Source organism: Pseudomonas sp. Marseille-Q5115 (assembly GCF_916618905.1).
In the GTDB taxonomy this organism is placed as follows: Bacteria; Pseudomonadota; Gammaproteobacteria; order Pseudomonadales; family Pseudomonadaceae; genus Aquipseudomonas; species Aquipseudomonas japonica_A.
In genome coordinates, this window is record NZ_CAKAKI010000001.1 from 4,148,072 (window position 1) to 4,173,322 (window position 25,251).

Here is a 25,251-nt window from a genome sequence, read left to right on the forward strand (position 1 = left end):
TCTAGCGACATACCAGTGGCAACGCCAACCTCCCTGGATAATACTGCCTCGCCAGCGGTCCGAAGCTGGGCTGAATTCATGACAAGGGACTGACTATGTTTCGCGCGATACGGATGGCGGTAGGTGCAATCGGCGTGCTGGCTACCGGGGCCCAGGCCGCGACCGCGCCGCTGGCCAGCCAGACCGATCTGATGAGCGTTTATCAGCAGGCCGTTGAAAACAACGCCGACCTGGCGGCTTCCCGCGCCGATTTTGCCGCCCGCCAGGAATCCGTTCCCCAGGCCCGTGCCGGGCTGCTGCCGAACCTGTCGGCCGGCGCGGACGTGAACGACACGCGCCAGGCGCTGGACAAACCCGCCATGACCGCCAACCGCAGTGGTACGTCTTATCGGGCCACGCTGAGCCAGCCGATCTTCCGCGCCGACCGCTGGTTCCAGCTCAAGGCAGCCGAAGCCGCCGATGAGCAGGCCGGGTTGGAATTGTCGGCGACCGAGCAGAACCTGATTCTGCAAACCGCTGAACGCTACTTTGCCGTACTGCGCGCCCAGGATGGGCTGGCGACCGCGCGCGCCGAGGAGAATGCCTTCCGCCGGCAGCTGGACCAGTCCAATGAACGGTTTAACGTGGGCCTTACCGACAAGACCGACACGCTGCAATCGCAGGCGAGCTACGACACGGCCCGGGCCAACCGCAGCACGGCCGAGCGCCAGGTATCCGATGCCTTTCAGGCGCTGATCACCCTAACCAACCGGGAATACAACGCCTTGCAGGGCGTGGTCCATACCCTGCCGGTGCTACCGCCGTTGCCCAATGATGCTCGTGCCTGGGTAGACACCGCGACCCAGCAGAACCTGCAACTGCTGGCCAGTAACTTCGCCGTGGACGCGGCGCAGCAAACCCTGCGTCAGCGTAAAGCCGGGCACGCGCCCACGCTCGATGCGGTTGCCCAGTACGAAAAAGGTGACAACGATAATTTCGAGCTGAGCAACCCGTCGAACAATGGCGTGGTGTATGGCGGTGATGTAGAGCGGCGCACCATCGGTTTGCGTCTGGAGATCCCGCTGTACAGTGGCGGGCTGACCAGCTCCCAGGTTCGCGAGGCCTATCAACGCTTCAGCCAGAGCGAATACCGCCGCGAAGGCCTGCGCCGCCAGGTGGTGGAGGACACGCGTAACCTGCATCGGGCGGTGAACACGGATGTGGAACTGGTGAAGGCACGCAAGCAGTCGATCATTTCGAACCAGAGCGCGGTGGAAGCGACCGAAATCGGCTATCAGGTGGGCACGCGCAATATCGTCGATGTGCTGGACGCGCAGCGCCAGCTGTATGCCTCCGTGCGGGACTACAACGACAGCCGGTACGACTACATCCTCGACAACTTGCGCCTGAAGCAGGCCGCCGGCACTTTGAGCCCGCAAGACCTGCAAGACCTGGGGCAGTACCTCAACCCCAACTACAACCCGGACAAGGACTTTCTTCCTCCCGACCTGGAAGCCCAGGCGAAGGCGCTGCTCAAGCCGAATCGGTGAGCGCCTGAAGCCCCTTTTCGCGGGCTCCGCCTACGGCTTCGCTTGCTTCTACCGAACCGTTGCGGGTTGAGTCAGGCCAGCTTTTCTACTGCCTGTAGCAGCCGCTCCAGCGCCCCCTGATTTGCACGCATCACCGCCAGGCCGGCCTCACCCATGCGGCGAGCCGCCTGGGGCAGTTCGATCAGGTTGCGCACGGCGTCGGCCAGCCCGGTGGCATCGTCTACCACTTCCAACGCCTTGGCGTCGGTCAGCCGCTCGGCGATGTCCTGGAAGTTGAACAGGTGCGGGCCGCTGAGCACGGGCTTTGTCAGCGCGGCGGGTTCGAGCAGGTTATGCCCACCGTTGGGGACCAGGCTTCCGCCCACGAAGGCGATGTCCGCCGTGCCGTACAGCAACAGCAACTCGCCCATGGTATCGCCCAGCAACACCTGTATACCCGGCCCGACTGCTTCGTTGGTCGCCCGACGAGCGCCGCTCATGCCCGCTTGCTCCACCAGGGTACCCACCTGTGCGAAGCGCTCAGGGTGGCGGGGTACCAGCACCAGCAAGGCATCGGAGTGGGTGCTCAGCAACTCACGGTGCGCCGCGAGAATAATCTCGTCCTCGCCCTGATGTGTGCTGGCCGCGATCCACACCGGGCGGTCGAGCGCCTGCCATTGGGCGCGCAGCGCCTGAGCGCGCTCAGGCAAATCAGGGGCCGGGTGCAGGTCGAACTTGATCGAGCCGGTAACAGTCACGGCTTCCGGCCGGGCGCCCAGGTCACGAAAACGCTGCGCTTCGGTTTCGGTCTGCACAGCGAGCAGGCTCATTTGCTGCAGCATGGGCGCGGTAAGCCCGGAGAAACGGGCATAACCCCGCGCCGACCGCGCGGATAACCGCCCATTGGCCAACGCCACGGGAATACCGCGCCTGGCGCATTGATTCACCAGGTTCGGCCAGAGCTCGGTTTCCATGACGATGCCAAGCCGGGGCTGTACATGGTCGAGAAAGCGCCCCATTGCCCAAGGTAGGTCATAGGGCAGGTAGCAGTGCTGCACCCGCGGGTTGCCTTCGAACAATGCACGGATACGCTCCGAGCCGGTGGGTGTCATGCAGGTGAGCGTGAGCGGCAGGTCGGGATAGCGTTCCAGCAGCGCTCGCACCAGCGGCGCTGCGGCGATGCTCTCTCCAACCGACACCGCGTGCACCCACAGCCCGCCCTTCGCCATGGGCGGCAGGCCATGGGCGAAGCGCTCGCCGATACGTTTGGCGTACGCCGGGGCACGGCGCGCACGCCACCAGAGGCGCACGGCGATCAAAGGCAAACCGAGGTGAAACAGGGCGGTATAGAGGGTTCTGTTCATGGCGCGAAAGTGTACCCCAAGCCCCTTCCCCTTACACCGCCCCTGCCGCGTCAGGCAGCAAGGGTAGCGCCGCCGTCCACCACGATGTCCTGCAGGGTGATATGGCTCGCCAGGTCCGAGGCCAGGAACAGCACGGTGTTGGCGATTTCATCCGGCCGGGCGATCTTGCGCAGCGGGATGCTCAGTTTGTACTGCTCCGGCAGCCCGTCCACCAGCCGCTGAAGGCCTGCCTCATCCCCCACCATGGCGCGCAACATGGGGGTATCGGTGGAACCGGGCGACACCAGGTTGCAGCGCACGCCATGGGCGGCGAGCTCAAGGCCCACGCAGTTGTTCAGGGCTACCAGCGCCGCCTTGGAGGCGCAGTAGCCGGCCATGTTCAGGCGTGGAACATGGGCTGCGTTGGACGCGATGCTCACGATGGCGCCGCTGCGCTGGGCCTTGAACACCGGCACCAGTTGGCGGAACAACAGGAACGGCCCGGTGGCGTTTGCCGCCATTGAGGCATTCCAGTCTTCCAGGCTAAGGTCATCGCTGTTGCCCAGGCGCAGAATGCCCGCGCCATTGACCAGCACATCCACGCGGCGCCGCTCATTGAGCAACTGCTGACACACCTGCTCCACCTGCTGGGGGTCGGTCACATCCATTACCACCGTGCGAAACGAGTAGTCCGACTCGGCGAAGTGCTTGTCCAGCCCAACAACTTCAGCTCCCGCGGCCTGAAAGCGCATCGCCGTGTGCAGGCCGATGCCTTGGCCCGCGCCCGTGACCCATACACGTTTGCCGGCAAAATCCAGAGTGTTCATACGTAAAAGCTCCAGCGGCCAGGCGTGCAAGCCTGGCCGTGTTCAAGGAAGGGTCAGGCGGCCGGAGCCTGCTTGCTCGCAATGATCTTCAACCAGCCATCCAGCGTGGGCTGGCCCGCCAGCTCGGCGAAGCTGACGTTCAGGCCCTGGCGCTGCCAGGCCGAGACGAGCGTCATCACCTGTACCGAGTCCAGGCCGTAATCCATCAGATTGTCCGGGCCTTCAGGCAGGTCATCCTCGGCATCCAGGTAGGGTTCGAGCTGGCCCAGCAGCCAGGCCTGATCAAAACGCGTGGCCGCTTCGCCGATCACGGCCTGATAACCAATCACGCTGCCGCAGCGGGTGGCCACGTAGCGAAGGGCAAGGCGATGTTCTTCCTCGGAGAAATCACCCAATGCATCGCCGATGAAGAAGGGCTGGATGTCGCGCATGAAGGCGTCGGTGGCGGTGACCATGCAGCCGATGTTGGCGTACACACCGCAGATCAGCAGCTGGTCGCGGTGCCACTCCTTCATCAGGTCTTCGAGGTGCGAGCGCTGGAAGGCGCTGTAGCGCCATTTCACCAGCACCGTATCGTTGCGCGCGGGGGCCAGCGGGGCGACCACATCCTGCAAGGCAGGGTCTGCGGTAGTCAGGCCCGGGCCCCACATGTCATTGAGCAGGGCCCGGTCTTCCGGCTTCTGCTCGGTTGGTTGCGCGGTGTACACCACCGGGATGCCTTGTGCATGGCACCAGTCGCGTACCTTGCCGATGCGCTCGATCAGCGCGGCCACCAGCGGGCTGTCTTCGCCGTAAAAGGCGGTGAAATACGCCTGCATGTCGTGAATCAACAGCACGGCACGGGAAGGTTCCAGCGTCCACTTGACCTTGTTGGCCGGGAAGGTGTCTGGCGTTGGCAGCGGGTAGGAAGCCAGTTTTGGGATAGCCATTGAACGAACCTTATACCTGTTCTGAGTGAGTAGCCTGAAGCGCGGTGCGAAGGCGCTGCTTGTCGATCTTGCCAACTGCGGTCAGGGGGATCTGCTCCAGGAACTGGAAGCGATCCGGCAGCTTGAACTCGGCCACGCCCTGAGCGCGCAAATACTTGCGAAGCGCGGCGGGCTTGAGGCTGGTGTCGCTGACCACCACGCAGGCGCAGCTTTTTTCGCCCATGAGTTCATCGGGTATGGCCACCACGGCGGCATGGGTGATGCCGGGATGTTGCAACAGCAGGTTTTCCACCTCGGCGGCGGCGATTTTTTCGCCACCTCGGTTGATCTGGTCCTTCACTCGCCCCACTACCCGTAGGTAGCCCTGTGCGTCCTGCTCTACCAGGTCGCCGGAGTAATAGAAGCCCTCGGCGTCGAATACCTGGGTATTGTGTTCCGGGCTCAGGTAATAGCCTTTGAAGGTGTAGGGGCCGCGGGTAGCCAACATTCCGGGCTGGCCCTGAGGTACCTGATTGCCTTGCGCGTCCATTACCCGCACTTCGTCGTCGGGGCTCATCGGGCAGCCCTGGGTGGTGAAGATGCGCTCGGCGTCGTCATCCAGCCGGGTGTAGTTCACCAGGCCTTCGGCCATCCCGAATACTTGCTGCAACTGGCAGCCAAGCTCTGGCGGAATGCGACGCGCCAGCGCCTCGGCGAAGTTCGCGCCCCCGACCTGGATGACCTTCAACGACGCCAGGCGTTGCCGGTGCGCGGGTGCTTCCTTGAGCCACAGGGCAACGGCTGGCGGTACCAGCGGTACCCAGTTCACCTGGTGGCGCTCGATAAGCGCGAAGCAGCTAAGCGGCTCCGGGTCGCGGGCCATCACCACGCAGCTGCCCGCCACGAATACGCCCAGCACACCCGGGGAGCTCATGGTGTAGTTATGGCCGGCGGGCAAGGCACAAAGGAAGCGCGTTGCAGGGTTGAGCCCGCAGATTTCCACGCTACGGCGCACGCTGTAGTAGTAGTCGTTGTGAGTGCGCGGGATCAGCTTCGGCGTGCCGGTGCTGCCGCCCGAAAGCTGGAAAAAGGCAACTTGATCGGCAGCAGTAGGCTGCGCCACAAAACCGTCCGCGGGCTCGGCCAGGCAATCAGCCAGGCTCAGCGCGCCCGACGGCATCGTGTGTGCGCCTGCGTCCAATACTACTGTGCCTAAGGCCGGTGCCACTTCGCGTAATTCCTGCAGGAATTGCTCGTTGGCGAACAGGCCGTGATTCAGCGAGCCGATTAGCAGTTTGGGCTGAATTTGCTTCGCATACGCCAGCAATTCGAGGCGCTGATGGCTGAACAGCGCGTTCACTGGGGCTACGCCCAGCTTGAGCAGGGCCAGGTAAGTGACGAAGAATTCAGCCACGTTGGGCAGTTGCACCAGCGCCGTGTCATAGGTGCGCAGGCCTTGGCGGTAAAGCGCAGCCGCCAGGCGGGTGGAACTGGCATCAATGTCGGCATAGCTGAAGGTGCGCTCGCCGCAGATGATGGCGGGCGCGTCCGGGCGAGCCGCAACCTGCTGCTCAAGGATGTGCGTCATGGGCACGTCCAGCCAGTAGCCCTTTTCACGGTAGCGGGCAGCCAGGTCGGCGGGCCAGGGGGTAAAGGCGATGGTCATTCAGTGCTTCTCCGTGGCCAGGCCGCACGCGGCCAGCATAGTGCCCAGTTTTGCCTGGGTTTCGGCCCACTCGGCCGCAGGGTCGGATGCTTCGACGATACCGGCACCGGCGAACAGGCGCAGGCAGTTCTCTACGACTGTCCCACACCGAATGGTCACGACCCACTCCCCGTTACCGGCGGCGTCGCACCAGCCCACCATGCCGGTGAACAAGCCTCGCTCGAAAGGCTCCACGAGGTTGATCAGCTTGCGGGCCAGGTCGGTAGGCGCGCCGCATACGGCGGGGGTGGGATGAAGCTGGCACGCCAACTGAAGCGAAGAGCGGCGGGGGTCGCGCAGCTCGCCTTCGATGGCCGTGGACAGGTGCCACATGGCCGCCGTGCTGAGCAAGGACGGCTGATCCGGAACGGTAAGGCTGCTGCACTCCGGCGCCATGACTGCCCGGATGTCCTCGATCACCAGACGGTGCTCGTAGTGGTCTTTTTCCGAATCCAGCAGGGCCTCTGCGGTGCGCTGGTCTTCTTCGGGGTTCGCCCGGCGCTTGGCCGAGCCCGCCAGCGGGTTGCTGTACACGCGGCTACCGCGCTTGCGTACCAGAAGCTCAGGGCTTACGCCGATCAGTTCGCCCTGCTCTGGCAGAGGAATGCGGAAGTGGTAGCCATGGGCGTTCTGGCTCGCGAGCCGGCCAAGCACTTCCTCGACCTTCACCGGTTGGTCAAGCTCCACTTCCAACATCCGCGACAGCACTGCCTTGCGAATGGTGCTGCTGCGGAAGTTGGCGATAGCCTGGCTTACCGCCCCCTTGAACCCTGCTTCGTCAGGCACGCTGCGCTGCCTCACCACTACGGGCAACGTCGCCTCGACGCTTGGCACGATGGCCGCAGGCTCGCCTTCGATCCAGCGATGCTTGCGCGGAATATAAAGGCAAGACGGCTGCGTGGTATCGAACGGGATCGCACCTATCAGCACCGGTTCCTCGATACCCGCAGCTCGGGCGTCGGCGAACGCTTGCTCCACCGCGACAAGCAGGGCGCCGCCATCGCGCCCGGCACCTGCGGCGGGAGTGGTGATAGTCGAGAACACGCCTTGGCCGCGCAAGCAGCGGGTGCCTGAGCGAAACAGGAATTCGGGGTCCTTGGCCGCTACCTCTGTGTTAGAGAGGTGCGCGGCCGGCGTCAGTTTGGTCATTAAATGTCACCAAAAGCTTAACGAGAATTGTTATCAATCCATTTCAGGGTAAGTACCCGGGGTGCCACTGTCAATGATGGCAAGCGAGCGGAACGGCCCGTTCCGAGATGTAAGGCTTTGATTACAAAGATGTACGCAACAGCTACTGCTACGTGGGAATGCACAGGTTGCGCTGCGGCCGAGTGGCGGGGAGAATGCGAGCCTTTCGCATATAGCCTGGAGTTCGGATGATCTCGCGTGCCCCCCGCCTGTTTTGTCGCACCGTCGCCGCGCTGGCATTCATTGCGCTGGCCGGGCTATCCCTTGGCGTTCAGGCCGAGGAAGGCTGGCCACGAAAGGTTGTCACCCGCAATGGCGTGGTAACGCTCGATCAACCACCACAGCGCATCGTGTCCACCAGCGTGACGCTTACCGGTTCGTTGCTGGCCATTGACGCGCCGGTGGTCGCCAGCGGGGCTACCGCGCCCAATAACCGTTTCGCCGATAGCCAGGGCTTCTTTCGCCAGTGGAGCGACGTAGCCGCGCAGCACCAGGTAAAACGCCTGTATATCGGCGAGGCCAGCGCTGAAGCGGTGGCGGCCGAAGCGCCGGACCTGATCATCGTGAGCGCCTCGGGCGCCGACTCGGCCCTGGCGCTGTATGAGCAGTTTTCCGCGATCGCCCCCACACTTGTGGTGGATTACGACGACCATAGCTGGCAAGGCGTGGTGGAACTGCTTGGCCGCGCCACGGGCCACGAAGCCCAGGCCGTGGCGCGCATCAACGACTTCGACGCACGGGTGGCTGCCCTCAAGGGGCGGTTGAAGTTGCCGCCGCAGCCGGTTTCGGCATTTGTGTACAACGCGCCGGCACGCCAGGCGAACCTGTGGACGGCGGAGTCTGCTCAAGGTCGGCTGCTGGCATCGCTGGGGTTTGAACTCGCGCCGCCACCCACCGACCTGCCCACTGTCATCAGCCAGGGCAAGCGCAAGGATATTCTTCAGATAGGTGGAGAACACCTGGCCAGCGGCTTGACCGGGAAAACCTGGCTCATGTTCGCCGGCGAGCAGGCCGACGCCGACGCTATCAAAGACAACACCTTGCTCGCGCACCTGCCTGCGGTGAAAGATCAGCAGGTGTATGCGCTGGGTAACGACACCTTCCGCCTCGATTACTACAGTTCCGGGCACCTGCTGGATCGGCTGGAAGCGGCGTTCGGCCGGTAGGTCGGGTTCGCGGGCAACGCCCACTCCTACGCGGCATGCGGTTCCGGCAACAGGCATGCCCAGGCTGAATGCCGCTAAGCGCTCACCGCCTCACAGCGCAGGCGCCGCAGCCCGGTCATGCCCACAGCGATCAGCAACCCTGCCACCACTGCCGCGATGCCGAACACTGTTGCCGCTGGCGCGGGCATCAGCAGCGAACCCAGGGCGCCTAGCAACGCGGCACCGATGGCATCGCCGCACACGTTCTGGGCGGTCCACAGGCCGTTGATACGCCCAAGCAATGCGTCAGGGGTTTGCGCCTGAATCACGGCGTACTGCAACAGGGCATTCACCGCGCTCAAATAGCCGAACACTGCAAGGCACAGCAATGCCAGCGGGAGATTCGGCAGCAGCCCGAACACGCCGATGCAGGCAAATGCGCCGATTGCGGTGAGCAACATCAACCGGCCGGGCCGGGCATAACCTCCCACGCGCCCACTGGTGATGGTGCCCAAGGCGGCACCCAAGGGCGTGGCGGCGTACATCAGCCCAAGTTCGCTCGCACTTACCGCCCAGTGGGGCGCAAGCGCGGGATACAGCACCCGTACCGCGCTCGCCATGGTCACGAGGGCGCCTACCAACGCCACCGCGCCCACCACCCGGTTTGTACCCAGAAAAGCGAAGCCGCTCACCAGCGCCCGCAGCGGGTGCTCTTTTTGAACGGCCGGCGCAGGCAAAGCCGGCAGGCGCAACAGCAGCAACACTGTGAACAAGGTACCCAGCGCGGCGGCGAGGTAGTTGCACAGCACGCCGCCACGGGCGATCAGCACACCGCCGATCACTGGCGACAGGATGGTACCGAAGCGAACGGTAAGCATGCTGATGGCTCCGGCGCGCACCATGTTCTCTCGCCCTACCAATACCGGCGTCGCTGCCAGCAAGGCGGTTACGCCGATAGCTCCAAAGAAGCCATCCCAACAGCCCAATACGTAGATCGCCAGCAATGAAGGCTCGGGCAATGCTGCGTTTGCCGCCAGGCCCAGAAAGCCCAGCCCACAACTGGCCCGGGACAGAAGGATCAGCCGGCGCCGCTCGTGCCGGTCGGCCATCACGCCGCCGAAGATCAAACCCAGGAACATGCCTGCCCCTGTGAGCGTGACCGACAGGCCAACCTGAGCCGGCGACTGGGTAATGCTTTGCACCTGCACAGCGATAGCGATGGCCAGCAATCCGAGAGAAAGAATGGAGATCAGCCGGGCGATGAATACGGTCCGAAACGCAGCGTGCGTTTTCAGCAGGCTCAGGTCGATGAACAGTGAAGGTTTACTCATGGGCACCACGGTGGGGAAAGGTTTCTACCTTGGGGTTGCGGGCCATGTTAGCATTCTGACAACTCATCTCATCAGAGAATGCTTCGTATTAGCGAAGATACATTCGTATTCACTGAGTATCGTGACTTCATGCGTTTTGTTTTTTCCCTCGCGGGGTTGGTAGTCGCGCTGCTGGCCGCTATCGCGCTGAGCCTGCAAGTCGGTGCCAGCCATGTCCCTCTGGCTGATGTTTGGCAGGCCCTCACAACCAACTGCGGCACTCCCGTTTGCACACTGGTAACCGACGCTCGCCTGCCCCGTACCTTGGCCGGGCTTGTGGCAGGCATGGCGCTAGGCACTGGGGGCGTGCTGATGCAAACCCTTACTCGCAACCCACTGGCGGACCCCGGCGTGCTTGGCGTGAATGCCGGCGCCAGCTTCGCCATTGTGGTCGGCATTGCGTTCTTTTCAGCGCACAGCCCATTTGCGTATCTCACCTTCGCCTGTGCCGGCGCGCTCGCGGCTTCGCTACTGGTCGCCTTTACCGGCATGGCCAGCGGCCGGCGCTTCAGCCCCGTGCGCCTGTTGCTGGTGGGCGTGGCCTTGGGCGCTGCGCTGGAAGGCATTGCCTCCGGCATCTCGTTGCTCAACCCGTTGGTCCACGACCAGGTGCGTTTCTGGCAAGCGGGCTCGCTGGATATCCGCGAACTGACGCTATTGCGCTGGGCAGCGCCGCCCATCGTGGCCGGTGTGCTGCTCAGCCTGGCCCTGGCGCGTTCACTGGACAGCCTTGGCCTGGGTGATGATCTCGCCGCCGCGCTGGGCACCGGCGTGCTGCGCACGCAACTGCTGGGGCTAGGCTGTATCACCCTGCTGTGCGGTGCCACTACGGCGCTGGTTGGCCCGATCGCGTTCGTTGGGCTAATGGTGCCTCACATGGCGCGCCGAGTCGCCGGGCCATCTCACGCACGGCTGCTTCCAGCGGCCCTGCTGATCACCCCCCTGCTGCTGTTGCTGGCGGACACACTTGGGCGCTTGCTCACCGCCACCGAACTGCGGGTGTCCATCATGACCGCCCTGATCGGCGCACCGGTATTGGTGCTGCTGGCGCGGCGCAGCCGGCTGGTGGCGCTGTGAGCCGGGTCACGCAGCGGCGCCGCGTGCAGGGATGCGCGCTGGCACTGATGGCGGCGTGTTTGTGGCTGGGCGTGTATTCCCTGGGCAAAGGCACCCTGCCGCTAAGCCCCGAACAGTTGCTGAACGCCTTGCTTGGCCAAGGGCCAAAAGGCACGCGAATGATCGTGATGGAATGGCGCCTGCCGCGGGTGGTGGTCGCGCTCTGCCTGGGCGCCGCGCTGGGCGTGAGCGGCGCGATCTTCCAGTCGCTGCTGCGTAACCCGCTGGGCAGCCCGGACATTCTGGGGTTCAACCTGGGCGCGTATACCGGTGTACTGGTGTGGGTGGTGATGTTCGAGGGCGGCATGCTTGCCAGCACTGGCGCAGCCCTCGCTGGTGGCCTGGTGACTGCCCTGCTGGTTTACCAGTTGGCCTGGACCAGCAGCATGAGCGCGCTCCGGCTGATCGTGATCGGCCTGGGCATGCGTGCCTTTTTGCTGGCGGTCAACAACTGGCTGGTCACCAATACCACGCTCGATACCGCAGTGTCCGCAGGCCTGTGGAACGCGGGTTCGCTCAATGGCGTAACTTGGGCGAAGGCGCTTCCTGCGTTGCTGATCATCGCCGGGGCGCTGGCCGCCGCGCTGCTGCTCAGCCGCCGCATGCGCCTGCTGGAGATGGGCGATGACACAGCCTGCGCGCTGGGCGTGCCAGTAGAGCGGTCACGGCTGTGGCTGATGCTGGCGGGTATCGTTCTCACCGCCGCCACTACCGCTGTTGCAGGCCCCATTGCCTTCGTCGCGCTGGCAGCTCCGCAGATTGCCCGCCGCCTTGGCAGCGGCCAGGCGCTTACCCTGTCCATGGCCGCGCTGTGCGGCGCCTTTTTGCTGCTCAGTGCAGACGTTGCCGCGCAGCACTTGCTTAGCCCCTACCAAGTGCCTGTTGGCCTGATTACCGTCAGCGTTGGCGGCTTGTACCTTATTGCTCTGCTGATTCGCGAGGCCCGTAAATGACCGTACCGTCCAGTCGCCTTTACGCCACCGATCTCACCTTGGCATACGACGGCAAAGTGGTTGCCAAGGACCTGTCGGTCAGCATCCCTGAAGGCGAGCTGACGGTGATCATTGGCCCGAATGCCTGCGGCAAGTCCACCTTGCTGCGCAGCCTCAGCCGGTTGTTGCAACCGGCCAGCGGCCAGGTGTGGCTCGACGGCCAGGCCATTCAGCAATACCCCACCAAGGAAGTCGCGCGCCGTTTGAGCCTGCTGCCCCAGAGCGCCAGCGCGCCGGGCGACATTACCGTCAAGGATCTGGTTGCCCGCGGCCGCTATCCACACCAGCGCCTGCTGAGCCGCTGGCGCGACGAAGACGAGCGCGCGGTACAAAAAGCGATGCAGGCCACGGGTGTGGATAACTTATGGGCCGAGCCGGTGGACACACTGTCTGGCGGGCAGCGCCAGCGGGTGTGGATCGCCATGGTATTGGCCCAGCAAACGCCGTTAGTGTTGATGGATGAGCCCACCACATGGCTGGACATTACTCACCAGATCGAGCTGCTGGAATTGCTCCAGCACCTCAATGAAGACCATGGCCATACCTTGGCGGTGGTGCTTCATGACCTCAACCAGGCGTGCCGTTACGCGACCCACCTGATTGCCATGCGCGACGGTAAGATCGTTGCCTGCGGCCGCCCCCGGGACATCGTTACCGTGGAGCTGATCGAGCAGGTATACGACCTGCGCTGCATGATCATCGAAGACCCGGTAGCGCATACGCCGCTGATCATTCCATTGGGCAGCCGCTAAACAGCGGCCCCTGTAGCAACGGGGCGGGCCATCCGGCGAAGCCGCAGGCGGAGCTCGCGAATAAGCGCTAAAGGGCCTTCAGCGCACGGTTGATCATGGGCCCGACCTGAGCCAGCATGGCTGGCGAAATGATATCCACGTGAGCGCAATCCAGCCGCTGGACTTCGAGCCCTTTCACGAAGCGACCCCAGGTTTGAGTAACGTCCATCCCTGATGGCAGGGTTTTCTCCGCCACGAACAAGGTGGCGATGCCTTCGAAGCGGGCACTACGCGCCGTGGCCAGCAGGCGTACGGCGTCCGCGTAGTTGGCCTCAATATGGTCGAACAGCCGCGTGCCGCCCTCGCCTCCCGCTTCGCCCAGCACGCCCCGTTGCGCGGCAATGAATTGCTCGCGTTCACGGTTCACTTCCGCCAGCACTTCGGGATCGAGCTGGTTCTTGCCAGCGCGCTCGTCCCAGTTCTGCGTCTCGGGCGGATAGGTATCCAGCAGCCCCAGGAACGCCACCTCCTCACCTTCCGCGCGCAGCCGGGCCGCGATGCCGTGGGCCAGGGTGCCACCAAGCGAATAACCCAGGAAATGATACGGCCCCTTGGGCTGCAAACCGCGAACCAGCTCGAGGTGTGCATCGCACACGTCGTCCAGGTGCTGCCCATGCTGCAACGGCCCGATGCCGCGGGGCGACTGGATGCCCAGCAGGGACCAATGCGGGTCGATGTAGCGCTGCAACACGCTGAACTGCCAGGCGAACCCGGAAGCCGGATGGAAGCAGAACAAAGTAGGGCCATTGCCCTGCCGCAGCGGCAGCAAGCTGTCGGTACCGGCGGCCTGTGCCTCGGCTTCGCTTTGCTGCGCTTCGAGCAGGCTGGCCAGCCGCGCTACAGAAGAGGCGATCATCACCTGGCCTACCGAGACTGGCCGCTGCAATTCACGCCGCAGGTTCGCCGCCAAAGTCATGGCCAGTAACGAATGCCCGCCCAGTGCGAAGAAATCGTCGTCGGCGCTTACCTCATCACGTTCCAGAATGCGCCCGAACGCGCGCGCGATGGCTTGCTCCAACCCCTGCGCTGGCGCCCTGCCTCGGCTTTCACCTTGCACGCTTGGCAACGGCAATGCCTTGCGATCCAGCTTCCCGGTAGCGCCAAGGGGGAACGCCTCCATCTCGACCAGAGCGACCGGCACCATATGCGCTGGCAAGCGGTCGGCCAGCGTGGCGCGCAGTGAGGGCAAATCCAGCTGGGCACCGGTCTGGGGGATCACGTAGCCCACCAATTGGCGTGCATCGCCGCCCGTGGCGTTGGCCGCCTCGCCCAGCACGCGAGCATGGGTGACCGCCTGCGCGATACCGGGCAAGGCCAACAAGGCGTGGTCGATCTCGTTCAGCTCGATGCGTTGGCCGCGGATCTTCAACTGATCGTCGCTACGCCCAAGGTATTCCACTGCGCCGCTTTCCAGCCAGCGCGCCACGTCGCCGGTGCGGTACATACGCTCGCCGTTGCCATAAGGGTCTGCCACGAACCGGCTGGCGGTAAGCTCCGCTCGGCCGAGATACCCATGGGCCAGCTGCACACCCGTAAGGTAAAGGTCCCCGGCCACGCCTGGCGGCACCTGGCGCAGGCGGCGATCAAGGATGCGCAGGCCGGTGTTCCATACGGGATAGCCAATCGGCACGCTGGCCCCGGTTACCCCCGCCAATGCCTCGCCGTGTGCCGGGTACCAGCTCACGTCCACGGCGGCTTCGGTAGGGCCATACAAGTTGTGCAGCGCCACGCCTGTACGCCGCTGCCAGCGACGGGAGAGGTCGGCGGGCAGTGCCTCACCGCTGCAGAAGACCTGCCGCAGCGGTTTGCACCGCTCAACCGCAACAGGATCGTCAAGGGTGGCGACGAAGGCCGCGAGCATCGACGGCACGAAGTGCATCGTGGTAACCCGCTGCTGCTCGATCAGCAGCTGCAGCGCTTCCGGGTCGCGATGGGCCTCGGGTGGCGCCATGTGCAGCCGCGCGCCAACGATCAGCGGCCAGAAGAACTCCCACACCGACACGTCGAAACTGCTCGGCGTTTTCTGCAACACGGTGTCGGCCAGGCCGATGGGGTATTGGTGCTGCATCCATAGCAGCCGGTTGACGATTGCCTGGTGCCCTACCACCACCCCCTTGGGGCGGCCGGTGGAGCCCGACGTGTAGATGATGTAAGCGGCGCTGCAAGGTTGCGGGCCGCTGAAGTTTCGCGGCAGGGCCGGGTCGGCTTGTAGCAGCGCGTCATACCGCAGCATGGGGCCGGTACTGAAGCCTGCCAGCCGCGTGGCTTGATCCTCGGACGCCAGCACCAGCCGCGGGCTGGCGTCTTCGAGCATGAGCGCCAGACGGTCGTCCGGATAGCCCGTATCAAGAGGGAGGTACGCCGCGCCCGCTTCCACGATTGCCATCAGCGCCAGGGACAGGAACACCGAGCGCGGCAGCGCCACGGCCACGGTATCGCCTGGCTGCACGCCTTGCTGCACCAGCCGCTGGGCAAGGGCAATTACCTGCTCACGTACCTCTCGGTAACTGAGTTGATGCTCGGCATCGGACAAGGCTGCCGCAGCCGGGGTGAGTTCCGCCTGGCGGCGCAGTAGCGTAACCAGGGTGTCATCCGTGAGCGGCCGAGCAGTGCGGTTGACGGTTGCCAGCAGCGAATGGTCTTCGGCATGCAGCAGGTCAACCGCGCGGCAAGGCAGGGCCGGTTGCTGGGCAAACTGACGCGCCAGCAAGGCAAACCGTTGCACATGGCGCGCCAGGGCCTGGGCGTCATAACGCTCGGCGTTGGCCAGCACCTCAACGGTGAGCTGTTGGGCCTGGTCCAGGTAGAGGGTGATCTCCAGGTCCCTTACCGGGCCAGCAGCCAGGGCATGCGTGACGCCCGGCACGCCGTCGAAATCCAGCTGGAATTCGAACAACTTGAGGTTGATCACCGCCCCATACAAAGGCTCCGCGTCGCCCACGCGGCCCAGGTCGCGCTGGATCTGCTCGGCTTCATAGCGCTGGCGCCGGCGCAGGGTTTTCATTTCCTTCGATACGCTTTTTGCCAGGTCGAACAGGTCGTCCTCGGCACCAATGTGCATTTCCATCGGCAGCACGTTGATCACGGCGCCCGCAGCGCTGGCCGCGGCCGAACCCATGCGGCGCATGAAGATGAAGCCTGCGGTAAAGTCGTCCTGACCGCCCAGCCGCGAAAGCCACAGCGCCACCAGCGCGACTGCAATATCGGCGGTGCCCAGGCGGCGGGGCTCGGCGGCAGCCAGCAGCGGCTGCATCAGCTCAGGTGGCACCACGCAGCGTTCACGCAGCAATTGGGTAGTCGGCACCTGGCCGCTCAGCGGCGCGGGCGAAAGGGTGACAGGCGGTGGGAGCTGGCGGGCTTTTTCTACCCAGAAATCACGATCCTGCCGGCAGGTTTCCGAAGTCTCGTAGGCTTGGTATTCCTCCACCACATTCTGGAACGGCGTCCAGGGAGATGGCCCCGGGGCTTCGCCACGCATGGCGGCGGTATAACGCTGAGCGATGCGCCTGGTGAGGCCGGCGAAGCTGTAGCCGTCCAAGGCCAGGTGGTGATAGCGCTGGTACCAGCACCATTGCTGGTCTGCGGTGCGCAACAGCACGTTCGCCCACTGCAGCCCTTTGCCCTGAGCGCGCAGGTCCTGGCGCAGGTCGGCCTGCATCCAGGCCATGGCGGCGCCATGCGGGTCAGGATGGCCGCGCAGGTCTACGCACGCCGCTGCCGGCAAAGGCGCGTTCGGATCGAAGCGCTGGGCAGGCACGCCGTCGTGCTCGGTGAATACCAGCCGCAGGGTATCCACCTCCGCCACCCCGGCATCGATCGCCTGCAACAGCACCGGAACGTCAAGCGCGCCCTCCAGCTCGACGTAGTGCGCCACGGCATATGCATTGTGGTGAGGGGTCAGCTGGTCGGCGATCCAGATCCCGGGCTGCGCAGCCACCAGGGGCAATTCACATAATTGCTGGCGAACCGGGTTCATCAAGGCGTTCTCGCTCATTTGGCCACCCCGCTGGCGGCGGGCGCGCAAAGGTTTTTCCAAGTGAGCTCAACCCACTCCCCGCAGGCCGCGCGGCTTGCCGGGCCGTGTACCTGGCGCCAGCCGGCGGGCACAGGGGCGACGTCCGGCCACAGGCTGTATTGCCCACGCGCATTGGCAAGGACGAAACACACCTGTAGAGGGTCATCGAAGGGGTTGAGCTGTTCCACGTGCGTATCCTTTTCCAAGTCAAAAACAAATGCAGCTAGCGGGGCATATCCGCCCACAACGCGGCAAGCCCATCGAGCAGCCCGCCACGCCAGCACAGGGCATCATGGCCGCCATCTAGCGGCCGCCAGACGTGGGGCCAGCCCCGCTTCGCCAAAAGGGGTAGCAACTGCTGATGAGCAGCCTGGATCAATGGCTCGCGGGTGCCGGCTTCCAGGTACAGCTTGAGGCCGGAGCCAGCGCCCAGCCCTTGTTCGATCTGCTCGATAAGCCAGCCGCCCGGCGCTCCCGCTTGTTCAGCCGGGCGCCGTGGCCACCAATACGAACCGGACTGGCTCAGCACACAGCCGAACCGTTCAGGCCGATGGAGGCCGGCATACAGCGCCGACAACCCGCCGAAGCTCTGGCCTGCGACAACGGTGCTGCTCGCCGCCTCGCTGAACGCGGCACACTGGCGCACCAGCGGCAGCAATTCTTCTTGCACGGCTTCCCAGAAGTCGGGATTACACGTGAGTTCGCGAGCGCGGTGGGCACTGTCGATGTTGTCGATCAACACGTAAACGGCGCCAGGAAGCTCACCTGCGGCAGTCAGCTGGCTCAACGCCGGGCCCACGGGCACCGTCTCGGCCCAGAACCGCCCATCCAGCAGAATTGCCAAAGGCCGCCGCGCATCCCCCGCCGAGCCAGTGCCACCGATCCATACCTGGCGTTGATTGCCCAGCCGTGCGCTGTTCCATTCAAGGCGGTGCAGCTCAGGGAAGCCCGGTGCCGGCCATAGGTCGCCACGGTCAAACGCCGCCCAGGCGGGCTGCGGTGGCGCATCGGGCAACTGCGCGGTGGACACTTCGATCCCGCGTTGGCCTGTCCAACCCCGTTGGCGGTTGAGGGGGTCTCGGCGGGCGGCGGCAAAGCGGGATTTCCACCAGCTACGCAGTGCTTCACGCCCCTCGCCCGGGCCGTTGGCGTTTTGGCTGGGTATCAGGCTGTAGCTGCCGCGCCAGGTATCGGCCAGCTCAATCTCGAAATACCACACGTCCGTGCCGGCCAGCCGCTCGAGGCTTTGCGGGCCTTTTGCCTGGTGGTGATCGGTCACGCCAGTGATGTTGATCCACACCCGTCGGGTAGTGGAGTGTTCAGCCAACCCTTGTGGGTCGCGCCATAAAAAAGTGAGCCGGCAGTGGCCAGGGCTCGCCGCTTCGATCAACGGCGTACCCAGCGCGGCAATGGCTTGCCACCACTGCTCGGTTCCGGTGTCGCTGCGTTGCAGCACAGGGCTGCGTATAGCGTTTGGCATCAGCTCGTTCCAGGCGTGGCCACTGCCGGCTAACGTGCTGGCAGCGGCCCGGGGGCGATCAGAAGTCGTAGCGGGCGCCTACGGTCATGCTACGAGAAGGCCCGGTGAAGTTGAACGTGGAGACCGACCCCACCCGCGAGTAGTACTCGCGGTCGAACAGGTTGTTCACGTCCAGGGTGGCGGTGAGCTGCTTGGTGACAGGGTAAGACAACTTGGCATCCACGGTGGCATAGCCTGGGGCGGCCACCTTGATGTTGTTGCTTTCCATGTAGAAGTCGCTCATCCCGGTGATACCCCCACCCACGCTCAGGCCCGAGAGCAGGCCAGCATCGAGGGTGTACTTGGTCCACAGCGAGGCCTGGTGCCGCGGCATCGTCATGAAGGTGGTGTTGGGTGCGCCTTCCAGGCTCTCGGTCTTCATGTAGGTGTAGCCGGCCAGCACATCCCAGTTGGGGGTGAGGTTGCCGCTCACTTCGAACTCGGCGCCGCGGATGCGGGATTTGCCCCCTGCCACGTAATAGCTGGTGATGCTGGTGCCATTAGCGTCGACCGGGTTCACCGCGCGGTTCTTGTCGTTCAGCTGGAAGGCCGACACGCGTGCGTTCAGGCCGCCGTCGAAGTAGCTGCCCTTGATCCCCACTTCGAACTGCTCGCCCTCATGGGGCTTGATGAGTTTCCCATCCTGGCCAACGTTGGATTGCGGCTTGAACACTTGCGAGTAGCTGGCATACAGGGAATGGTGCTCGTCCAGGTCGAAGACCATGCCGCCGTACGGGGTAACGTAGCCGTTGACGTCGCGGTCGCTGCCGGTTTTGGCGCCGCTGGCCAACGTGGTGGTGTAACCCTCGCCACGATAGCTGCTCAGGCGCGCGCCACCGATCAAGGCCAGGCGGGCAATCGGCCGGAAGGTGACCTTCGAGTACAGGCCCAGCTCCTGCTCGTCGGTATCGACCTGAGTGGTATAGAACTTGGCCGGCTTGGCAATATCCGTCGGGTCGTAGGTATTGACGTTGATCGTGCCAAAGACCTTGCTGCCGTCCTTGTAGGTGGTGTTGTAGTGCTTGTAGTCGGTACCCACCACGAACTCGCTCACCTGCCCCAGCGCCGCGAACGGCTGGCTGTAGCTGGCGTCCATCGAGAACGCATCCTGCTCGAAGTCGCGGTTGCTGGCGCGCAGGGTGGTATTGCCGTTGGCCTGCACTGCCGCCCCGGTAAAGGCATACATGTAGTTGGTGTCGCGCTGCGACCCGCGCAGGGCAATTCGCCCGTAGCCGCCGTTGTCGAAGCGGTGCGTCAGCTCGGCGGTAAGGTCGGTGGTCTTGCCGTCGAAGTAGTTCCAGTCGGCGCCGAAGAACTTCGACTGGCTGAAGTCCAGCAAGTTACCCTTCGCGTCGGTTGGGTAGCCGTTGTTGGGGGTGATGTTCTTCACTTCATGCAGCAGGCCGAACGAGACCTGGGTGCTGTCGTTCAGGTCGACATCCAGCGCACCGTAGTAGGTGTTGCTGGTATTGGCGTTGTAATCGACTTCGCCATTGGTGTCCGAGCGCGAGGCGATAAAGCGCCCACGTACGCGCCCGGCTTCATCCAGCGGGCCGGACACGTCCACCTCTTGGTAGTTCTGGTCCCAGGTGCCGTAGCGCGCTTCCACGTGGCCCTGGAATTCGGCGGTGGGGCGCTTGCGAACCATGTTCACCACGCCGCCCAGTTCGCTGGTGCTGTTGAACAGCCCCGACGGGCCACGCATCACTTCTACCCGGTCGAACGCCACCAGCGACGGGACGGTACCGAAGATACTGGCCATGGGCGCCGGCAGGCCGTCGATATTGAATTCGTCGTACTCGTAGCCGCGGGCATAGATCGACGAACGCCCGCTATCGTTGGTGAGCACGCGCAGGCCGGCGGTGTATTTGGCCAGGTCATCGAGGTGCACGAACTGCCGGTCGCGGATGTATTCGTTGGTGTAGCTGGTGGTGGACTGGGGAATGTCACGCAGGGCGGCCGGGGTTTTGGTGCCTACGGTGGCGGATTCGGTGGTATAGCCGCCGGTTTGTTCGGAGGGTGGCATGTCGTACAGCCGGTTGCCCTCTACGGTGAGCGTGTCCAGTTCCACGGCAGGCGCTTGCAGGGTAACGGTTTCGGCCAAGGCACTCAGCGGAAACGGTACCAGCAAACTGGCCAGCAGCAGGCGCTGCGGGCGGCTGCCTGTGAATAAGTGCGTGATTCCCCGGTGAACGTTCATCGATTGTCCTTTGTATTCCGAACGGTGAAGCGAGCCGGCGCGCGGGCCTTGCACGGAGCGTTCAGCCCCGGCGGCGCTGCGGGCAGCGTCCAACCCATCTATGGTCAGGCCGGCCAGCCAAGAGTAATGGCAGCATGCAATCCCCCTGACGACGCAGTACGCTGCATCGCCGAGGCGCTCGGATGGTAGTCAATCTCAATAACATCCGCAAACCTATAGCATCTTATTTGCGGATTGATACATTTGGGGGGGTGTCAGGCAGCAGGCGCGCCCATTCCCGGCGTAGTACTGTCCACCTGCGGCCTGGAATTGAGGATCTGGATGTCGAAGACCTGCTCGATTACCTGTTTTGGCCCCTGGTTCAGGCTCCAGGTAAAGAACACAAGGCAGCCCAGAAGGAACACGAACAGCACAGAGCCCACAACACTCTGCGCAACGCCAGCCCAAAACCCCGGCTTCGCGTTTCTTATCTCATCGCCGGCTTTCCCGGCGTAATACTTTTCGAGCTGTTCGGCCTGGGTTTCAAGGGTGATATCGAGAAAGTCTTGAGCGAGTTGGCTGGCCTGGTTTCTATAACTCTCTAGCTGAGAGAGACTATTGCTTATGTCATGAAAAGGAACCAGGTCCTCATTGGAGGGCTCGGCACCGTTTCTTGATTTGAAGCCCTGTATATATTCAATCTTTTGCCGCTTGTATAACGAATAGGCGATGATTCCGAGAATATCGTTCTCGTTAGTCACCAACTCCCTGTAAATATAGTTATAGCTTCCATTCGACATCCGCAGTTATGCCTTTCTCAACCGGAGCGAAGCGCTTACGAAGGCCACTCTCAGCTCTTCGGTTGTCTTTCGGCCTTCGGAAAGTATTGCCGCAACCTCGCGGGGAAGCGCAGACGTGGGCTTGCCATTGCCGGCGGCCAGCCTGGCATTGGCGACACTGATAAGGCTTCGGGAAAACAGCAGCTTGTTTTTCATGGCGGGAGGACCTCAACGGCTTTGCTCAATAGGAACCCTACCTCAGCCTCGCCACAGGTTCAATTGAACGAAGTTTGACTTTCCCCGTAAACGCTGGCCAGCAAGGGCTGGATCGCTATTCGAAATTGTATACGGATGTTAGGCCACCCCTGCTCTTCGTCAGGACACGCTAAGCGAAGCAGATTGACCAGCCCCCTTTAAGGGCTGCTGTCCTTGAGCGCTCCGCTTCCTCTAGAATGTTCTGAAACAAACAAGGACATCCCATGACCGCCTATTATTACCTCGCCATCGCCATCTGCGCCGAAGTGATCGCCACCGTTTCGATGAAGGCCGTGAAGGGCTTTAGCACGCCGCTGCCGCTGGCGTTGGTGATCGTGGGTTATGGCATTGCCTTCTTTATGCTGACCCTGGTGGTGCGCAGCATTCCGGTGGGGATCGCCTATGCGATCTGGGCGGGCATGGGGATCGTGATGGTGAGCATCGCGGCGTTGTTCATCTATGGGCAGCGGCTGGACGTACCTGCCATGGCCGGCATGGCGCTGATCGTGGCCGGTGTTGTGGTGATCCAGCTGTTCTCGCGCACGGCAGGGCACTGAAGCGCGGCAGCCGCCCCGGGAAAGCCTGTCAGGTATACTGGGCGCCTGTCTGGCGCACCGAGGTACCCAATGCCCACCCCTATTTCCACTGATGTGCTGATCGTTGGCGCTGGCGTCGCGGGCCTATGGCTGAACGCGCGCCTGCGCCGGGCTGGCTGGTCCACCGTATTGGTGGAGCAAGGCAGCCTGGGCGGCGGCCAAACCTTGAAGTCCCAGGGCATCATCCACGGCGGCGCCAAATACGCCTTGCACGGTGCGCTCACTGGCGCCTCCGAAGCCATCGCCGACATGCCACGCCGCTGGCGCGAAGCCTTGGCCGGCACCGGCGAGCTGGACCTGCGCGGCGTGCGCCTGCTCTCCGAAGCGCACTACCTGTGGTCGCCCGGCACACTAGCCGGCAACCTCACCAGCTTTTTCGCCAGCAAGGCCGTGCGTGGCCGCGTGGATGCCGTAAAGGGTGATCAGCTACCGCCCGCTCTGCAGAACCCTGGGTTCAAAGGCAAGGTGTACCGCCTCGCCGAGTTGGTAGTGGATGTGCCCAGCCTGGTACAGCGCCTGGGTGAACTCGCCGATGGCAGCCTGCTGGCCGCCGAGCATATCGAACCACTGACCGAAAATGGCCGCCCTGTGGGGCTGCTGGTGGATGGCCGGGAAATACGGGCCCAGCGCATCGTGCTCAGCGCGGGCGCGGGCAACGAGGCCCTGCTCAGCGCGCTGGGGATAAAACAGCCTGCCATGCAGCGCCGCCCGCTGCACATGGTGATGGCCAAAGGCGCCGCGCTCAAGCCGCTGTATGCCCACTGCCTGGGTGGCGGGCCCAAGCCGCGCATGACCGTGACCACGCACCCGGCCCCGGACGGGCAATGGGTCTGGTACCTCGGTGGCGACCTGGCCGAAGCCGAAGGCGTGGCCCGGGACGAGGCGCAACAGATCGCCGCGGCGCGTCACGAAGTGAGCCAGTTGCTGCCGTGGGTAGACCTCACCGATGTGCACTGGGCCACGTTGCGTGTGGACCGCGCCGAGCCGGCGCAGTCCGGGCTTGTGCGCCCCGACAATGCCTTCCTCGCGGCAGAAGGCCCGCTGCTGGTGGGTTGGCCCACCAAGCTGGCGCTGGCCCCGGATTTTGCCGATCGGGTGATCGCCGCCCTCGCCCACGACGGCCTGCAACCCATTTCCACCCCCGGCCTGCCAGAGTTGCCACAGCCCCCGCTGGGCGTACCCGCCTGGGCGGTGCTGCCATGAGCCTGCCTACGCTGCACGGTTTGCAACGGCCGCTGGGCTCCACTGGCCTGATGGTTTCGCCGCTGGGCCTGGGCACAGTGAAGTTCGGCCGCGATCAGGGCGTGAAGTATCCCAATGGCTTCACCATCCCGGATGACCAGCAAGCTGCTGCCCTGCTCCGCCAGGCCCAGGGGCTGGGCATCAACCTGCTGGACACGGCGCCCGCCTATGGCCACAGCGAAACCCGCCTGGGCCCGTTGCTGCGCGGCCAGCGTGACCAATGGGTGATCGTGAGCAAGGTGGGGGAAGAGTTCGAGAACAACCAGTCGCGCTTCGACTTCAGCGCCGCACACACGCGGTTTTCGGTAGAGCGCAGCCTGCAACGGCTGGAAACGGACTGCATCGACCTGGTGATGGTGCACTCGGACGGCAATGACCTGCACATTCTCGAGCACACCGATGTCTATGAAACCCTTGCCCGGCTGAAGCAGGAAGGGAAGATCCGCGCCTATGGTTTTTCCGGCAAGACCGTTACCGGTGGCCTGAAGGCCCTGGAAATCGGCGATTGTGCCATGGTCACCTACAATCTGAACGAACAGGCGGAGCGGCCGGTCATTGAATACGCGTCGTCACATGGCAAAGGTATTCTGATCAAGAAAGCCTTGGCCAGCGGCCATGCGTGTCAGCAACCGGGCATCGACCCGGTACGGGCGAGCTTCGAGGCCCTGTTCATGCAGCCCGGCGTTACCGCTGCGATAGTCGGCACCATCAATCCTGTGCATCTGGCCCATAACGTGGCCACCGCCGCCACGGTCCTGAGCAAGCGCTAAGGTGGGGCGGCACGTCGATAAGGAATTTTCATGCCGCGCACCCTTCGCCGTAGCAACCCAGGCAACTTCAAGACCCTGCCCCTGATGGTCGAAGCCGGGCCTGATGGCTTGGCCTACCAAGGCACCGGCATGCCGATCAACTTCAGCCAGACCCTCGAAAAGCGCAAGCCCGTGACGATCGAGGATCCGCAGCGGTTTCGGCTGGAGTTGGCCAACCTTGGAATCTCCGTTCGCCTTACCCTCGCCTGGGAAGGGCGGGAATACTGGGTACTGGTGCGCCAGCAGCGGATCGACCGGGGCGATGTGGTGCTCAAGCTGATATCCGGGTATGTGCCGGCCCACGAGCTCAATATTCCGCTGCACACCGCCGTACAGGAAATAGCCGAAGAATGCCTGCTCGAAACGCCTGAGGGCTGGCTGAACGGGCGGTTCAAGGACACCTGGCTACCCGCCCCCTACAGCCCTGCCCTGCGCTATCGGGAAACCGCGCCCTTCAGCTTGCGCCCCTGCAACGGCGATGCCCTGCCTGTACGCACCGGCAGCCTGACCTTGATCGAACGCCCGCGCGCCTATGTTCATCAGCCCACTGCCTCGTTGCAGCTGGTGTATGACATGCGCCTGGAGATACCCAAGGAGGTTCGCGGGCTGAGCCTGTATCACGTGGACGAGCGGCTGGAGAAAGGCGAGCTGGTGACCCGGCTCAATCGCAGCCGGCCCGACCTGTACCTCATACCGCTGAAAAACGGCGCGCCGCTGGCCGAGCTCTATACCCTGCGCAAGGGCAAACTGGTGCCTGCGCCCACCCGCGGGCTGTACCTGGCCGAAAGTTTCGGCCGCCAGGAAGGCTGGGTAGTGCGGGAGGAGCGGGTGCGCTGGCGGGAATGGCTGGCACGCCAAGGGGTGAATGCCCCAGCCAGGCCGAAAACCCGGCTGCGGCGCATTACCACCCGGGCCAAGGCGCTTATTCGGCTGGCGCGCTTTGGCCGGGGTGATAAAGGCTGAA

Annotated in this window: 21 protein-coding genes; 9 read left to right on the forward strand and 12 right to left on the reverse strand. The window is 63.9% G+C overall.

The features are described 5' to 3' along the window. Positions 1-95: 95 nt before the first annotated feature. Positions 96-1,529 (forward strand): TolC family outer membrane protein, encoded by a 1,434-nt coding sequence (locus LG385_RS18960; RefSeq protein ID WP_181113504.1) that lies wholly within the window; start codon positions 96-98, stop codon positions 1,527-1,529. Between the two features lie 71 nt (positions 1,530-1,600). Here the strand turns inward: LG385_RS18960 and waaA are convergent, their stop codons facing one another. From waaA to LG385_RS18985, 5 genes are read right to left on the reverse strand one after another with little or no spacing between them, the layout of a single operon-like run. Then, positions 1,601-2,872 carry a lipid IV(A) 3-deoxy-D-manno-octulosonic acid transferase gene (gene waaA / locus LG385_RS18965; protein WP_225775488.1) on the reverse strand — a complete coding sequence of 424 codons (1,272 nt, stop codon included), beginning with the start codon at positions 2,870-2,872 and terminating at the stop codon, positions 1,601-1,603. A gap of 50 nt (positions 2,873-2,922) precedes the next feature. Next, positions 2,923-3,678 carry a 2,3-dihydro-2,3-dihydroxybenzoate dehydrogenase gene (gene dhbA, locus LG385_RS18970; RefSeq protein ID WP_225775489.1) on the reverse strand — a complete coding sequence of 252 codons (756 nt, stop codon included), beginning with the start codon at positions 3,676-3,678 and terminating at the stop codon, positions 2,923-2,925. Positions 3,679-3,731: 53 nt separating this feature from the next. Beyond that, positions 3,732-4,607, reverse strand: a complete 876-nt coding sequence (locus LG385_RS18975) for an isochorismatase family protein (RefSeq protein WP_225775490.1) — start codon at positions 4,605-4,607, stop codon at positions 3,732-3,734. A gap of 10 nt (positions 4,608-4,617) precedes the next feature. Further along, positions 4,618-6,252, reverse strand: coding sequence for a (2,3-dihydroxybenzoyl)adenylate synthase (locus LG385_RS18980; protein ID WP_225775491.1), 1,635 nt, complete (start codon positions 6,250-6,252; stop codon positions 4,618-4,620). Further along, on the reverse strand, positions 6,253-7,440 hold the full coding sequence (locus LG385_RS18985; protein WP_225775492.1) for an isochorismate synthase MenF: 1,188 nt from the start codon (positions 7,438-7,440) through the stop codon (positions 6,253-6,255). Between the two features lie 227 nt (positions 7,441-7,667). Here LG385_RS18985 and fepB point away from each other — a divergent pair, with 227 nt between their 5' ends. Next, entirely contained in the window at positions 7,668-8,645 is a 978-nt protein-coding gene (gene fepB, locus LG385_RS18990; protein ID WP_225775493.1) for a Fe2+-enterobactin ABC transporter substrate-binding protein, read from the forward strand. A 74-nt stretch (positions 8,646-8,719) separates the two neighbouring features. Here fepB and entS read toward each other — a convergent pair whose 3' ends face one another. Continuing rightward, positions 8,720-9,955 (reverse strand): enterobactin transporter EntS, encoded by a 1,236-nt coding sequence (entS, locus tag LG385_RS18995; RefSeq protein WP_225775494.1) that lies wholly within the window; start codon positions 9,953-9,955, stop codon positions 8,720-8,722. Between the two features lie 129 nt (positions 9,956-10,084). Here entS and fepD point away from each other — a divergent pair, with 129 nt between their 5' ends. The 3 genes from fepD to LG385_RS19010 are packed head-to-tail and all read left to right on the forward strand — an operon-like array spanning position 10,085 to position 12,854. Further along, on the forward strand, positions 10,085-11,071 hold the full coding sequence (gene fepD, locus LG385_RS19000; protein ID WP_225775495.1) for a Fe(3+)-siderophore ABC transporter permease: 987 nt from the start codon (positions 10,085-10,087) through the stop codon (positions 11,069-11,071). Continuing rightward, entirely contained in the window at positions 11,068-12,063 is a 996-nt protein-coding gene (fepG, locus tag LG385_RS19005) for an iron-enterobactin ABC transporter permease (protein ID WP_225775496.1), read from the forward strand. Before fepD ends, fepG begins: the two co-directional genes overlap by 4 nt. Next, positions 12,060-12,854: an ATP-binding cassette domain-containing protein gene (locus LG385_RS19010; protein WP_225775497.1), complete on the forward strand. Its 795-nt coding sequence runs from the start codon at positions 12,060-12,062 to the stop codon at positions 12,852-12,854. Before fepG ends, LG385_RS19010 begins: the two co-directional genes overlap by 4 nt. 67 nt (positions 12,855-12,921) lie before the next feature. On the opposite strand, the gene LG385_RS19015 is transcribed toward LG385_RS19010, so the two are convergent. The 6 genes from LG385_RS19015 to LG385_RS19040 form a co-directional block, all read right to left on the reverse strand. Beyond that, complete coding sequence (locus LG385_RS19015; RefSeq protein ID WP_225775498.1) at positions 12,922-16,887, reverse strand: enterobactin synthase subunit F; 3,966 nt, start codon at positions 16,885-16,887, stop codon at positions 12,922-12,924. Next, entirely contained in the window at positions 16,884-17,096 is a 213-nt protein-coding gene (locus tag LG385_RS19020; protein WP_225775499.1) for an MbtH family protein, read from the reverse strand. The genes LG385_RS19015 and LG385_RS19020 overlap by 4 nt, the downstream gene beginning before the upstream one ends. Positions 17,097-17,131: 35 nt before the next feature. Then, on the reverse strand, positions 17,132-18,388 hold the full coding sequence (gene fes / locus LG385_RS19025; protein ID WP_225775500.1) for an enterochelin esterase: 1,257 nt from the start codon (positions 18,386-18,388) through the stop codon (positions 17,132-17,134). A 58-nt stretch (positions 18,389-18,446) separates the two neighbouring features. Continuing rightward, positions 18,447-20,627 (reverse strand): TonB-dependent siderophore receptor, encoded by a 2,181-nt coding sequence (locus LG385_RS19030; RefSeq protein WP_225775501.1) that lies wholly within the window; start codon positions 20,625-20,627, stop codon positions 18,447-18,449. A 254-nt stretch (positions 20,628-20,881) separates the two neighbouring features. Next, a complete protein-coding gene (locus tag LG385_RS19035) occupies positions 20,882-21,367 on the reverse strand; it encodes a hypothetical protein (RefSeq protein WP_225775502.1) in 486 nt (161 codons plus the stop codon). Positions 21,368-21,412: 45 nt separating this feature from the next. Next, positions 21,413-21,601: a hypothetical protein gene (locus LG385_RS19040; protein WP_225775503.1), complete on the reverse strand. Its 189-nt coding sequence runs from the start codon at positions 21,599-21,601 to the stop codon at positions 21,413-21,415. 263 nt (positions 21,602-21,864) lie between these two features. On the opposite strand from LG385_RS19040, the gene LG385_RS19045 reads away from it, so the two are divergent. From LG385_RS19045 to LG385_RS19060, 4 genes are all read left to right on the forward strand, one after another. After that, positions 21,865-22,197 carry a DMT family transporter gene (locus tag LG385_RS19045; protein WP_225775504.1) on the forward strand — a complete coding sequence of 111 codons (333 nt, stop codon included), beginning with the start codon at positions 21,865-21,867 and terminating at the stop codon, positions 22,195-22,197. 69 nt (positions 22,198-22,266) lie between these two features. Next, positions 22,267-23,439: an NAD(P)/FAD-dependent oxidoreductase gene (locus LG385_RS19050; RefSeq protein ID WP_225775505.1), complete on the forward strand. Its 1,173-nt coding sequence runs from the start codon at positions 22,267-22,269 to the stop codon at positions 23,437-23,439. After that, positions 23,436-24,248 carry an aldo/keto reductase gene (locus tag LG385_RS19055; protein WP_225775506.1) on the forward strand — a complete coding sequence of 271 codons (813 nt, stop codon included), beginning with the start codon at positions 23,436-23,438 and terminating at the stop codon, positions 24,246-24,248. The genes LG385_RS19050 and LG385_RS19055 overlap by 4 nt, the downstream gene beginning before the upstream one ends. Positions 24,249-24,278: 30 nt before the next feature. After that, a complete protein-coding gene (locus LG385_RS19060; protein ID WP_225775507.1) occupies positions 24,279-25,250 on the forward strand; it encodes a metal ABC transporter ATPase in 972 nt (323 codons plus the stop codon). Position 25,251 lies beyond the last annotated feature (1 nt).

Coding starts and splice junctions, on each gene's coding strand:
- LG385_RS18960 (WP_181113504.1), top strand. CDS start 96: ATGTTTCGCGCGATACGGATGGCGGTAGGTGCAATCGGCGTGCTGGCT.
- waaA (WP_225775488.1), bottom strand. CDS start 2,872: ATGAACAGAACCCTCTATACCGCCCTGTTTCACCTCGGTTTGCCTTTG.
- dhbA (WP_225775489.1), bottom strand. CDS start 3,678: ATGAACACTCTGGATTTTGCCGGCAAACGTGTATGGGTCACGGGCGCG.
- LG385_RS18975 (WP_225775490.1), bottom strand. CDS start 4,607: ATGGCTATCCCAAAACTGGCTTCCTACCCGCTGCCAACGCCAGACACC.
- LG385_RS18980 (WP_225775491.1), bottom strand. CDS start 6,252: ATGACCATCGCCTTTACCCCCTGGCCCGCCGACCTGGCTGCCCGCTAC.
- LG385_RS18985 (WP_225775492.1), bottom strand. CDS start 7,440: ATGACCAAACTGACGCCGGCCGCGCACCTCTCTAACACAGAGGTAGCG.
- fepB (WP_225775493.1), top strand. CDS start 7,668: ATGATCTCGCGTGCCCCCCGCCTGTTTTGTCGCACCGTCGCCGCGCTG.
- entS (WP_225775494.1), bottom strand. CDS start 9,955: ATGAGTAAACCTTCACTGTTCATCGACCTGAGCCTGCTGAAAACGCAC.
- fepD (WP_225775495.1), top strand. CDS start 10,085: ATGCGTTTTGTTTTTTCCCTCGCGGGGTTGGTAGTCGCGCTGCTGGCC.
- LG385_RS19010 (WP_225775497.1), top strand. CDS start 12,060: ATGACCGTACCGTCCAGTCGCCTTTACGCCACCGATCTCACCTTGGCA.
- LG385_RS19015 (WP_225775498.1), bottom strand. CDS start 16,887: ATGAGCGAGAACGCCTTGATGAACCCGGTTCGCCAGCAATTATGTGAA.
- fes (WP_225775500.1), bottom strand. CDS start 18,388: ATGCCAAACGCTATACGCAGCCCTGTGCTGCAACGCAGCGACACCGGA.
- LG385_RS19030 (WP_225775501.1), bottom strand. CDS start 20,627: ATGAACGTTCACCGGGGAATCACGCACTTATTCACAGGCAGCCGCCCG.
- LG385_RS19040 (WP_225775503.1), bottom strand. CDS start 21,601: ATGAAAAACAAGCTGCTGTTTTCCCGAAGCCTTATCAGTGTCGCCAAT.
- LG385_RS19045 (WP_225775504.1), top strand. CDS start 21,865: ATGACCGCCTATTATTACCTCGCCATCGCCATCTGCGCCGAAGTGATC.
- LG385_RS19050 (WP_225775505.1), top strand. CDS start 22,267: ATGCCCACCCCTATTTCCACTGATGTGCTGATCGTTGGCGCTGGCGTC.
- LG385_RS19055 (WP_225775506.1), top strand. CDS start 23,436: ATGAGCCTGCCTACGCTGCACGGTTTGCAACGGCCGCTGGGCTCCACT.
- LG385_RS19060 (WP_225775507.1), top strand. CDS start 24,279: ATGCCGCGCACCCTTCGCCGTAGCAACCCAGGCAACTTCAAGACCCTG.